Origin of the sequence: Hahella sp. HN01, assembly GCF_018986435.1 — a bacterium.
Classification (GTDB): Bacteria; Pseudomonadota; Gammaproteobacteria; order Pseudomonadales; family Oleiphilaceae; genus Hahella.
On the sequence record NZ_JAHMIN010000037.1, the window covers coordinates 1 to 12,720 of the forward strand.

Here is a 12,720-nt window from a genome sequence, read left to right on the forward strand (position 1 = left end):
GTCTGAAGTCTGAAGGTCTGAAGTCTGAAGTCTGAAGTCTGAAGTCTGAAGTCTGAAGTCTGAAGTCTGAAGTCTGAAGTCTGAAGTCTGAAGTCTGAAGTCTGAAGTCTGAAGTCTGAAGTCTGAAGTCTGAAAGGGGGGCAAAAAAAGAGGGGCTAAAATAGCCCCACAATGAAACAAGGAAAGTTCGATAGAACTACAACCTCAAAGAGTCATCCCTTACGAGACGAATTATGAATTTCTCCCGCCTTCGTGTCTGTTAGAGAAGTGTCGCCTTATGTAACAAATGGTAAGCAAAAAGGCCTAACTCCTTATTTTTACATCACCTAAATCCGCCCACTCTAAAACCCAAATTTTTACGCCCTCAAAAATCCTGACCAAGTAGACAAGCCAAAGTAAGCCATTAGTCCAACGCCCATTTGCACGATTGAGGCGTCGGCGCCATTTGGCTAAATTTTCGGACCGCCCGGTAAGATCGCTCGTTTATGGATGAATGTGAGCGGAATGTTAACTGTTCTATTCCAAACACAGTCAGAAAGGAACGCAAATGAAGAAGCCACTGATCCTGGGCGCAGCCGGTCTGGTCGCCTTGGCGTCGGTCGTGGGAATACTTCGTTATTCCGACGGTCCCAAGCCAAGCCCCGACACGCCAGCCGCTTCCAATGAAGCACAACCTGGAGGCGCGGCCCCCGCTGCCGCACTCAGCTCTCCGGCGCCGCTTGACGCCCAATCTCAGACCACCACGTCACAGCCGCCCGCCAGCACGGCGACGCAGGCTGATGCGGATTTTTCCGCCGACGGACCTCCACCTGAACCGGTAAATGATGAGCTGGACGCTAACGACTCCAACGAAGTCATGTCCATGTGGAGCGCTCCAGGAGACGCTGAAGATGTTGTTGTGAACGGCATCCCCGCCAAAAGGATGCATGCCAATATGGAAGCACTGGATAAGCTGCGCGTGGGACGGCAGTTGGAACTGCCTATCCCGCAAAGAAATGAGTCGCTGCTTGCGGAAATCACTTCCACACACAATCAGCTAGACACCATAGAAGTCTGGAAAGGCCCGCTGGTCGGCGGAGCCCCGACAGATAACGTCATCATCACCCGCGGAGAGATGGACACGCATGTGGTCATCGCCACCCGCACCGGCACTTATTCCGCTGTTATTAATAACGACACCGGACAGGTCACCCTCACCGACGAAGGCGAAATAAACAGCCGGATCACCCCAACTGACGACGGCGTGCCGATTCCACCTCTGGATCTGCCAACGCCCGAGCAGCCTCAAAGCAACTCATAAAATATAAATGAAAAAAGGAAAACTATAATGAACTTTAGTAAAGCCGCCGCCCTTATGTTCGCCGCCAGCGTCGGAGCCGGCTCCGCGCATGCGAAGAACACCGTAGACGTACTGGTTCTGTACATTGACCAAGCGACACAGACCTCCAATGGTCGCGATATCGACGCCCGTATTGCGTCCTATATCGAGTACAGCAACCAGGCCTACGAGAACAGTAATGTTGATATGCGTCTGCGCCTTGTAGGCGCGGAAAAGATCAATTCAAACTATGTTTATGTAAACAGCTCCAACCTGGATTCCTTCAGCCGCAACAACACTGTCGCCTCACTGCGCCAGAAGTACGGCGCTGATCTTGTAACCCTGATCAACCTGCGCGAGCCTATGAATGGCGGCTATGTGTGCGGTATCGGTTATGTTCCACCGGGTAACTCCAGCTCAGGTCAGCTTTACAGCAACGCCGCTTCAGCCGGTTTCAGCCTGGTCGGCGTAGATTGCGGATACAGCACTTTCACCCACGAACTCGGCCATAACATGAGTCTTGGCCACTCTGCCGTTCAAAACTCGCAAGGCGGCATCTGGTCCTGGGCCCGCGGCCACGGCGTGTACGGCTCATTCAGCACCATCATGGCCTATCCACAGGCCTACAACACTCGTAACCAGCTGCAAATGATGTCCAACCCGGACCTCAACAAATGTGAAGGCCAGGCTTGTGGCGTCAGCGCGGGACAGAGCAACGGCGCCGATGCGGCGCAAAACCTGCGTAAGATTGGCGATCAGATCGCAGCCTTCTTCCCCACGAAGATTGATGACGGTGGAGATGGCGACGATAACGGAGACGACAACGGCGGCGATGACAATGGTGGAGATGACGGCGGCGACAATGGAGATAACGGCGACGACACCACCGTATGCAGCAAGCCAGAGTTGAACGACAACCTGGTGGAAGACGGCGACTTCAATGAGCTGTCCAGCTGGACCAGCTACAGCAACGCTGGCGACTTGGGACAGGCTTACTTCAAGAAAGACTGCGGCCGTGATTATATTCTGGAAATCACCAATCGCTCAGCCTACTACGCTGGCGCTTACCAGAAGCTGACCGGCAAACTGAAGGCTGGCGTTGAATATAAACTAACCGCCAAACTCGGCCTGGGTGAAAATGGCAGTCGCGAGAATATGCGCGTCGTATTCAAAGTTTCCGACGACAGCGGCACGCACTATCAATACCTCTCCCGCGCCTCTTTCACCAACAGCGAAATGTCCAAGTATGAACGCACCTTTACGCTGGACGCCAAAGGCTCCATCCGTGAGGTAGGCATGTTGATTTACGGCGCTAGCGCTGGCGTAGACATGCTGGTTGACGAAGTGAAGATTGCTCCTCTCAACCGCGACGGAGACGATGGCGATGACAACGGCGGCGACACCAGCAATCCCGGCGGCAAAGAAATCATCAATGAAGGCTTTGAAAATGGGACTCGCGGCTGGAGCAACTACTTCGGAACCAAACTTTACCTGAGCGACACAGCCGCTTCCGGTAAGTACAGCCTGCTCAGCAACTATCGCTACCGCTGGTACTCCGGCCCTGGATTCAACGCACACGGCCTGTTGGAAGCCGGTAAGTCCTATCAGGTCAGCGCTGACGTTTATCTGACCAGCAGCCGTCGCTCATCCGATAAGGCAGAACTGTGGGTCTACTACGTTGATAACTCCGGTGGTCATTGGAAGAAGCTGGGCGGCCAGGATATCGCCACCTCACAATGGCAGAATATCAGCGGTGAGTTGAACCTGTCTCCGAACGGGACCATCTCTCAGCTGCGTCTGCATGTGATTGGCGCACAGCCTTCCACCAGCATGTACATCGACAACCTGAAAGTGATCAGCAAGTAAGGGAAGCGAGATAGACGTTAAAAGCGCAGCTCAAGCTGCGCTTTTTTATGCCCCCTGTTTACGGGGCCAGACCAGACTGAACTTGGCGCCGCCAAGGTTTTCGCTGCGGCCGACAAAGGCTTGTCCGCCGTGCCAATATAGAATTCGTCGAACAATGGAAAGCCCCAGACCGTATCCGCCGGAGCTACGGGTGCGACTATCATCGAGCCTTGCGAAGGCCGTAAATACGCGCTCCCAATCCGCCTCAGGAATACCTGGCCCATCATCTTCAACATCAATACGGCAGGTTTCCTGGCCGAAGTTACAATGCACAACCACTTTCGATTTAGCATAGCGCGTTGCATTGCCCACCAAATTCTGCACTGAGCGATGGATGTAGCGGGGCTCGACTTCAGACACTTTCCAGCGATCCGAACCTCGTACGAAGTCCGCGCTGATTTCCAGGTTTGGTTTAACAGAACTCTGCTCTCCCACCACCTGATTGACGATGTCTTTAACGTTCGCTTCCTGGAAGTCCAGGATAGGCCCACCTTGCTCCAAGCGAGCGTAGGTGAGGATTTCATCGATTAGCTCGTTGAGTTCCTGTATGTCCGAATCAATCCCTGACAACTGTTTGTGCAGGAATTGGTCTTCCGTGCTGTCCTCAATCATCTGCACGCCAAAACGAATACGGGCGACCGGCGTACGCAATTCGTGCGACACCGCGTGAATCATTTCCCGCTGCACCGCGACCAGCCGCTGAATATGCTCCGCCATTCGATTAAATACCGTCCCCAGGCGTCCGACGGCGTCAAAGCGGTTGTCATCCACCCTGGCGTCCAACTCTCCGCGCGCAATACGACTGGCCACGGTTTCCAGCTTACGCAAGCGGCGCTCCAGTTTTTCAAGCAACAGATAAAGTGTGGCGCCGATACATACCAGCCCGGCGACAATCAGCGTCGTCAACACCGGCCAGGCCCAGGGATTGAACGTCGGCACCGGGTCAATCTGCAAAATGAATTGTTTGTCGAACGACACCGCCAGCGCATCGCCTTTACGACCCTGAGACGGCAACGAAGTCCACCCTTCCTTCAGAAAACGTCCCTGAATATTGGCGGGCCACTCCGCAATCACGCTAAGCGGAACCAGGCTCGCTGACAGGTTAAAGGTCTTGCCCAATTCCAGCAGAGTATCTTCACGGGACTCTTTAGCCACGGCGCGGGTTTGCAGCGAGATCAAACGCGCTGCCCACAGAGCGCTTTCCAATGGCAGGTCGGCGAAATAGGCGCCCAGCATTTTATCTGGACCAGCCTGGGCGAAAGCATGTATGCCGGCGTTATTGGAAAGAACGATGGTTTGCCCGTAGGCCAGGCGCTCCCGCTCCAACCGACTGAACTCAAACTCCGCCGGAGCGAGCAAATCAAATGTCAGATCAGCGGTGGTGATGGATTTGAGGAATTCCAGCCGCTCTTCCGGCTGTTCTATGACCCAGTTGAATAGCGGCGCCACGCGTTGCTCTCGGTACTGCAGGTAGCGCACGGCGTTTATGGAGTGAAAAAGGCCCAATGCTATAACTGCATATACAAGCAACGATAAAGCTACGCCGCTGTAAACGCGCAGAAAGACGTTATTCACAGTGAGCCCTGTTGTCCCGGTTAGGCTTCTTTGACGAAGAGATATCCTTTGCTACGCACCGTTTTGATTCGTCTGGGATGCACCGGATCGTCCCCAATCTTGGGTCGGATGCGGGAAACTCTGACGTCGATGGAGCGATCCTGTCCATCATATTCAATACCGCGCAGTGCGGTAAAAATCTCTTCCCGGCTGAGCACTCTGCCGGCGCTGCTGGCCAGCAACCACAACAAATCGAATTCCGCACTGGTCAAGTCGATACTTTGGTCTTCCAACCAGGCTTCGCGCATAGAGCGATCGATCACCAGGTTGTTGAACACCAGACGCACCGGACCGTCTCCAGACTGTTCGGCGACCGGCGATTCTGCGGCCGCTTCGCCCTGCTCCTTCACCCTGCGCAGCAACGCGCGGATTCTCGCCAGCAACACCCGCGGGCGCACCGGCTTACACATATAATCATCCGCACCCATTTCCAGGCCCAACACCTGGTCCAGGTCATCTGTACGCGCGGTCAGCATCAGAATGGGGCCGTTATAACTCGGCCGTACTTTGCGGCAAATGGAAAGACCGTCTTCGCCCGGCAGCATCAAGTCTAATACGACCAGATCGGGTTGCTCATTCTGAATTCGCTCAACAGCCTTACTGCCATTGGGCTCAACGGAGACCATCAAGCCATTCGATTCAAGATACTCTTTGGTAAGATCGGCCAAACGTTCATCATCTTCAACGATCAATATGCGCCAAGCTTCATTAGTATCCACGGTATCCGTATCTCTCACATTATAGATTTTGAGTCCCGTCCCTGCCCCTGTCGCCATCCTTTCCTGAATGGCCCCCAATAAAATTTAGAATTATTCGTGACTTATAGAAAAATAGCACTTTTATCCACATAAGTATAACCAGTCTTACAAAAATTACCCCTTTCTCAGTCAAGTGACTTAGCAAGTACACCAACGCTTACTTAAAAACAATTGTCATAAACCAGTAACTGCAACGTCACCCCCCTGTCACGTAATCGCCATAGTATCCGCCAAAACACTATAAAGAGAATTACTATGCACACATCAGGTCAGCGAGTCGTCTTAGCCAAGGCGGAATCAAAGAAAGCGGAGCTCTTCGTTCGCGTGGCGCAGCGTAGTGAAGAGGTGATCATGGCGCAGCAACTGCGCTACCGGATATTTACGGAAGAGTTCGGCGCCAATCTCCACAGCCCGGTTCCAGGACTGGACTGCGATAGTTTCGATCCTTTTTGCGACCACCTGTTGGTGAAAGACAACATCAGCGGACAAGTGGTCGCCACCACTCGTTTGCTTGCCGATGACAAGGCAAAACTGGCGGGCAGTTTCTATTCTGAAAGCGAGTTCGACCTTAGCGCTATTTGTCAGCTACCGGGGCGAAAACTGGAAATCGGCCGCACCTGCGTGCACCCCGCCTTCCGCAACGGCGCCACCCTGGCGCTGTTATGGTCCGGCATCGCCAAGTACGTCATTGACAATGAATTCGACTATCTACTGGGATGCGGCTCCATCAGCGTCATAGAGGGCACGGCGGAAGCCTGGTCTATCACGCGCCAGTTACAGGAGCGCTGCCTCACAGCGGAAAACGCCAGGGTCATTCCCAAGCGGACCTTACCCCAGCCTGTCGGCCCGGTTCCCAACAAGTCAGCAGTTCCCCCGTTGATCCGCGCTTACATGCGCCTGGGCGCCCAGATCGGCGGTGATCCATGCTGGGACCCTGACTTCCAGTGCGCTGATTTGTTCATCCTGTTGCACATCGATGCACTGGCGGCGCGCTACGCGAAGCATTTCATGAAAGAACCACAAGCCTGATCACTGCGCCTGACGCCCGGAGGAAGGACCCCATGAATTCAGTTCGCCTGTTTCTGAGAGCCTCGATTCTGATCCCTTATCTGATGTGGGGCGCGGTGCTCGCCGCGATTGTGGCGGTTATAGACGCCATCAAGCCCGGCAGGTTGCGGCGCGCGCCAATCGCTCGCTTCTGGCTGGCGGGTTTATGTCGGGTGCTGAACCTGCGCATTCACGCTTCAGGTGAGCTCCATGACGGGCCGGTGATGGTGATCAGTAACCATATTTCCTGGCTGGATATTCCGGTCCTCGGCGCTATCAAGCCATTACACTTTCTGTCTAAAGCGGAGGTCAGAAGCTGGCCTTTCATTGGCTGGCTGGCGGCGCAGGCCGGCACCCTATTCATTACCCGGGGCGGCGGCAAAGCGCGGCAAGTGATGACGGAGCTGGAGTCCAGCATGCGTGACGGAGCCACAACCCTGATTTTCCCAGAAGGCACAACGACAGATGGCCAGCGGGTAAAAAAATTCCATGGCCGCCTATTGAATGCCGCCATTCGGGCGCAAGTTCCGATACAGCCCATTACCCTGCATTACAGACGGGACAATGTGCCAGATGCTTACGCGCCTTTTATCGGTGACGACGAATTCGTGTCGCATTTGGTAAGACTGATGAAAGCCACGCCGACAGATGTCTACGTGGCGATTCACCCGGTCATGGAAGTCGCAATGGATACGCCTGCGGAAAGCGTCGCCAGGACAGCTCAACAGCAGGTGGAGACATCGTTGCAGCAAATGTACTGGAGCAACGACCCCAAACCTGACTGGGCGTTAGCCGACGGCGTAGCCTGATTTGATTTCCTCATCGGTCGCTTCCCGCACCGATCTGACGTGAACTTCGAAGTACAGGGTTAGTCCCGCCAGAGGATGGTTGGCGTCCACAAGCACTTTGTCTCCGTGGATGCTGACCACCTTGATTACTTTACGCTCAGCTCCAGACTCAGTTTGAAACAGCATGCCCGGCTTTAACTCATCAACGCCTTCAAACTGATTGACCGGCACTAATTGCACCAGCTCTTCCTTCAGAACGCCATAAGCCAGCTCAGGGGGGATCGTCAGCGACACAACATCGCCTGCGGTATGCTCCGCCAGCCCTTGTTCAAACCCTGGGGTCACCTGCCCCGCGCCTTGCATAAACACCAGAGGCTCACCGCCGAATGAGGTGTCCACCACCTCTCCTTCGGCGTTTTTCAGGTTGTAATCCACGGTAAAAACTTTCGGTCGCATAATTCTGTTCCGCAAAAAGGCGGGATTCTATCACGAAGCGCCTCGCCTGTTTTACGTGAAGCCGCTAATTAATGGCGAGGCGCTGGTTTAGACGCAACTCCCGCTTCAGCCAGCCATTTCCGCAATCAACAGCTTTTGCTCCATGCGCTCTCTGATTTCCTGAGGCTGATCCAGCTTCATACGCTTGAGTATCGGCGCAAGCTCCAATGGCGTCTCCCGCACATGGATGGCCCGCCACAGCGCCTGCGCCAAACCTAATTTGGTTGAGGTTTTCGCTTTCAATGCTTTCAGCGCTTTGCCTATCTTCAATTCTTCCTCGGTAAACTCACACCCGAACGGAAAAGCGGGAAACAAGCCCTTGGCGCTATACTTTTGATGCAATGCGCGGAGTTTTTCCGGCGTATTGCTGCGATAGGCCTCCGGCAGAATGTAGTCCGCCGGCACTTTACCCGCACGCTTCGCCTGCTGTAGCAACTCGTCCTGAAAGCGTGAATCCGCAACTTTGATCAGCTCGATGTACACATCTTTATCCGGTTTGCCGCGCACATCGGCGACGCCGTATTCCGTCACGAAGATATCCCGCAAGTGACGGGGGATCGTCATATGCCCGTAGTTGAAAATAATATTGGAGAAACTGCGTCCGCCGGAGTTACGCGTGGATTTCAGCTTGATGATGGAGCGCGCCTGCGGGATCTCATGCGCCATGGCGACAAAGTTATATTGCCCGCCAACGCCGCTCACCACTTTCCCGTTGCATAGCCCATCCGAGATCACCGCGCCGTTCAGCGTCACCATCATCGCCGAGTTGATAAAACGGGACTCGGCGCGCTGCGCTACCTTCAATGCTTGTACGCCAAACTTATGGTCATAGAGATGATTAATGAAGTTGACGCTGGTCATGCAAAACTTTTGATGCTCTTCGTCACTGAGTCCATGCAGCATGTCATAAAAGCGCTGAGGGCCAAGGAAAAAGCCGCCATGCATGACGACCCCGCCTTTCAAACTCTCGCCCAGGCAGACCGCTTCGATTTTCGTACGCGCTTCCTGAGAGCTTAAATCCGGTTCGATCGGTTCTCCTTGCCATACCAGCGCGCCGCCTTTGAACTCGACCTGAGGTTTGAAAATGCCGTACTTAATCAAATACTGCACATCCCGGGCGCGCAATTTGGCGTGAATGACATCCGCTTCGACCAGCGCGTCAAGGATGTGCAAATCCACCTTGGTGGAGATATCCCCCTGATTCAGCAGCTTTTGCAAAACCAGATCATCAAAGACTTCACGAGTGAGAATGCCAGCCTTGTAGAGATACATAAAACCATCGACCATCATCTCACTGCATCCATACAGTCCTTGGGACAAAGGATCATCGCCGCCAATAGCGTCAACGACAGGGAACTTGTTGCGCAAGTCCAGGTCTCGCATCAGCTCGCGATATACCTGATTCTGCTCCCTGCGCAGGATCGTGCTGTAAACCAGCGCGCTTCCCAATGATCCGATCCCCACCTGCAGCGTGCCGCCGTCACGAATCAGCGTACTGGCGTTGAAACCAATAAAATGATCGGCGGGGGATATAGCCATGTTAGGCGTCGCAAACAAGGGATGATCGAAATCCCGGCTGTCCACTACGAAATCAACTCGCTCCGGTTCCAGCACCGCATGATTGTGCATGAAAGGCAGACGACGATTGACCATACCTACAATGGCGATCGGCGCCCCCTGGGCGGCGAGTTCGTGCAGCATAGGCTCCAGATCGATGGACAGATCCGGATTACAACTGAAGCTGTAGTAGGGCTTACCATCGATTTCGCGATAAGCCAACATCTGCAGCACCACATTAACGCCGTTAGCAATGAGATCTCTAGCAGCATGGGTGTAGTTGCTGCTCATGTAATTCTGTTGCTGCCGGGCATTGTTCAAATAGCTGCCGGCTTTGAAGAAGAACTCCGCCACCTCTACATTACGAGGCAGACTGTTGTTACGAAGGTCAAGCACGTAGTCCAGGTCCGGGACGCCGGCGAATTGTCGTTCGACGAAAGGCTCCAGGAAGTTGCGCTCTAATTTACTGCGGCCAACAGGCTTCTCCAGAGACAACGCAGTGACGATTTTCAAACTAAGACTGGCGTCATCTTTGGCCCGCTGGTAGATCGCATTCACCAGAGGAACAGGCTTACCCAGACCAAGCGGCAGGCCAAGCACGATCTTATTCCCCACTCTTTCAATAATAGCGTCGACGCAATCGGACAACTTCCTGAAGGTCCGTGGACGTTCTTGACTCATAATCGCTGGTTCCTTTTGTTATTTTTCGCCAACCACAGTACGGCGGCATGCAACCCAACCCACCCCGCGGTCAGCCGCCATAGACTTGACGTTGAAGACTGTCACTCTGGGAACGCTACATGGCGTCAGGGATCGCCGCCGAGACTCACGCGCCCAGTATGTGAATGAACACTAGGAAATGACTTGACGATCGTCAATAGAGAATCAAACCGACCATAGGATAAATCCTAGCGCATAAAAAAAGCGGCGCTGTTGCGCCGCTTAGCGTAGCAATGTCGCATCCATGCGCGGTTATGAAGATTAAATCTTGAATTGACGCACCAGGTCGCGCAGACGTTTGGCGTCTGCGGAAGACTTCTTGTTCGCTTCGACGGTTTCGCCCGCCCGGACAACGGAGTCATCCGCCACTTTGGCGATATTGACCACGTTTTCGTTGATCTCTGATACCACCAGACTCTGTTCGTGGGCGGCTTCTGCAATGAACGTACTCATCTCCGTAATTTTGTCCACCGCCCCGGCGATGATCTCAATTGACTTGCCCGCCTCCTGAACCTGGGTGACGCCATGTTGCGCCTGGTCTTTCACCAGTCCCATGCCAGCTTTGACCTCCTCTGTGGAGTGCTGCAATCGCGCGATGATCTGCTGAATCTCGTCGGTGGACTCATGAGTACGTTGCGCCAGGGTGCGCACTTCGTCCGCCACTACAGCGAAGCCCCTTCCCTGTTCGCCAGCCCGCGCCGCCTCAATCGCAGCGTTAAGCGCCAGCAGGTTTGTCTGCTCGGAAACGCTTTTGATAACGTCCAGGACCGTACCTATATTCTGGCCTTCTATCGCCAGTTTCTCGGTCACGTCCGTCGCATGATCCACTTCTTTGGCCAGGCTTTGAATAACCGTGATGGCCTGCTGCACAACTTTCTCGCCCTGCTGCGCCGTTTCATCCGCCTTCTGCGTAGCCTCTGAAGCCTGCGCCGCACTCTTGGCGACGCCATCGATCGCGGATGACATTTCCGTACTGGCTGTGGCCACCATATCTATTTGCTGCTGCTGGTTACTCATCTCCCTGGAGATTTCCTCCACCTTGTCGCTGGACTCGGTAAAGCTGTGCAGCAGTTGATCCGATGTCTCCACCACCTGCCCGATAATGCCCTGTAGCTTTTCTATAAATATGTTGAACTGCTCGCCCAACGCTGCAAACTCGTCTTTACGCTTGAACTTCAGACGTTGCGTCAAATCTCCGTCACCCTGCGCGATATCACTGATAGCGTGGGTGACATTGCTCAAAGGCGTCAGCACCGTGGTTTTCAGCAGTAAAATCATGACCGCCGCCAAAATAGCGTCGAGCACAATAATCTGCACCACGGTTTTCATAAAGACCCGGTCCAACGCGACTTTCACCGGCGTCTGATCGATATAAAGCTCCACCTTGCCGACTTTGTTCTCTGCGCCGCTTTCCACGTAAATCAGGTCACGGGTCAGCACCATATCCTGACTCAGGTCAGGCAGATCCGCCCCTTCTTCAACTTTCTGGATTTCGCCTTCGCCACTTTCCTTATATTGGGCGGCCAACCTGTTTTCTTCGTTACTAACGACGATGCCGGCCACAATGGCGTCCTGCATTTCTGATTCGATGTTGCGGTTCAGGAATTCCGTTTCGTAGTTCCATATCGGAGCCGGCAGGCTCAGCGACAACCGTCCAAGTATGTTGTTCGCACTTTTTTCAAGTCTCGCCTGTACTTCGCTTTTCGTCGTCGAGTAATCGAAGTATCCGAAACCGATCAACATAAGCGTCGCCAGACTTAGAAACAGCAACGGCAAACGGACACTGATACTTGATAAATTCATCACACAGCCTCAAACCGGATCACATGACAGAAATTGGAGCGTGCGGAAAGATGTTTCAGGGTTATTCCAAGCTATCTCAGATAACGGCCTGATATATGTTGGGAAAGTTTTCCGCACGTACTTAATGAATAAGTCTATACCATGCTGTGTAATTCGCCATTTTACGCAGGACAAACAAGGCGCAGGCGAAGGAAAAAATTGTAAAAGGTCAAAAAACAGATAAGGAAGGAAAGAGAGTTTACTGAGAAGTCCGCGATGACAAGGATTAACGGAGGGATTTAGCGCCGGATTCGCGCCCTGACAAAGCCAGGAGCGCCCACTCGCAAGAAGTTACTCAGAAATTCCAGGAAACAGACACGCTTACGCCTTCTTCGATGGCGTCAAAATTATATTGAGGGTGGGAAAGCACTTGGCCGAAAGTTTGAGGGCGATGGCCTTGAGGCTCGACGTCTACAGCGCCTTTCAGAAACTGGTTCGCCAGTATCACCAGCGCCCGGCGTACGCAATCGCCAGCTCCGCCTTCACTGACTGCGCCCTGAGCGGTGTAGTTTTGATCCGCTGGCCATACTGCTTGAGCGGGCTCTGCAGCATCTACTCGGGAGACCTGACCGGCAACATTCAGAACCAGAAGGAGGGCGAATAGTCTTAACATCATGGCGCTGGTCTCCGGAAAACTACTTACAACTTACGGGTTCGTTTCTATGGTTCTAATACT

10 protein-coding genes are annotated in these 12,720 nt (G+C 53.7%); 4 read left to right on the plus strand and 6 right to left on the minus strand.

Going from position 1 to position 12,720, the window contains the following annotated elements; all coding sequences use genetic code 11:
* Positions 1–547: 547 nt before the first annotated feature.
* Positions 548–1,300, plus strand: coding sequence for a hypothetical protein (locus tag KP814_RS26305; protein ID WP_216739579.1), 753 nt, complete (start codon positions 548–550; stop codon positions 1,298–1,300).
* A gap of 27 nt (positions 1,301–1,327) precedes the next feature.
* The gene (locus tag KP814_RS26310; protein ID WP_216739580.1) at positions 1,328–3,184 is read left to right on the plus strand and encodes a carbohydrate binding domain-containing protein; all 1,857 of its coding nucleotides are present in this window, start codon (positions 1,328–1,330) and stop codon (positions 3,182–3,184) included.
* A 45-nt stretch (positions 3,185–3,229) separates the two neighbouring features.
* Here KP814_RS26310 and KP814_RS26315 read toward each other — a convergent pair whose 3' ends face one another.
* Both KP814_RS26315 and KP814_RS26320 read right to left on the minus strand, forming a co-directional pair.
* Entirely contained in the window at positions 3,230–4,798 is a 1,569-nt protein-coding gene (locus KP814_RS26315) for an ATP-binding protein (protein ID WP_216739581.1), read from the minus strand.
* A gap of 20 nt (positions 4,799–4,818) precedes the next feature.
* Entirely contained in the window at positions 4,819–5,556 is a 738-nt protein-coding gene (locus KP814_RS26320; RefSeq protein WP_127972786.1) for a response regulator, read from the minus strand.
* A gap of 294 nt (positions 5,557–5,850) precedes the next feature.
* Here KP814_RS26320 and KP814_RS26325 point away from each other — a divergent pair, with 294 nt between their 5' ends.
* Positions 5,851–6,624 carry a GNAT family N-acetyltransferase gene (locus KP814_RS26325; RefSeq protein ID WP_216739582.1) on the plus strand — a complete coding sequence of 258 codons (774 nt, stop codon included), beginning with the start codon at positions 5,851–5,853 and terminating at the stop codon, positions 6,622–6,624.
* A gap of 32 nt (positions 6,625–6,656) precedes the next feature.
* Complete coding sequence (locus KP814_RS26330) at positions 6,657–7,451, plus strand: 1-acyl-sn-glycerol-3-phosphate acyltransferase (protein WP_216739583.1); 795 nt, start codon at positions 6,657–6,659, stop codon at positions 7,449–7,451.
* On the opposite strand, the gene KP814_RS26335 is transcribed toward KP814_RS26330, so the two are convergent.
* From KP814_RS26335 to KP814_RS26350, 4 genes are all read right to left on the minus strand, one after another.
* The gene (locus tag KP814_RS26335) at positions 7,431–7,886 is read right to left on the minus strand and encodes a peptidylprolyl isomerase (RefSeq protein ID WP_216739584.1); all 456 of its coding nucleotides are present in this window, start codon (positions 7,884–7,886) and stop codon (positions 7,431–7,433) included. The genes KP814_RS26330 and KP814_RS26335 overlap by 21 nt on opposite strands.
* 105 nt (positions 7,887–7,991) lie before the next feature.
* Entirely contained in the window at positions 7,992–10,163 is a 2,172-nt protein-coding gene (locus tag KP814_RS26340) for an acetyl-CoA hydrolase/transferase C-terminal domain-containing protein (RefSeq protein WP_216739585.1), read from the minus strand.
* Between the two features lie 300 nt (positions 10,164–10,463).
* Positions 10,464–12,005: a methyl-accepting chemotaxis protein gene (locus KP814_RS26345; RefSeq protein WP_216739586.1), complete on the minus strand. Its 1,542-nt coding sequence runs from the start codon at positions 12,003–12,005 to the stop codon at positions 10,464–10,466.
* A 334-nt stretch (positions 12,006–12,339) separates the two neighbouring features.
* Positions 12,340–12,660 (minus strand): hypothetical protein, encoded by a 321-nt coding sequence (locus KP814_RS26350; RefSeq protein WP_216739587.1) that lies wholly within the window; start codon positions 12,658–12,660, stop codon positions 12,340–12,342.
* Between the last annotated feature and the right edge of the window lie 60 nt (positions 12,661–12,720).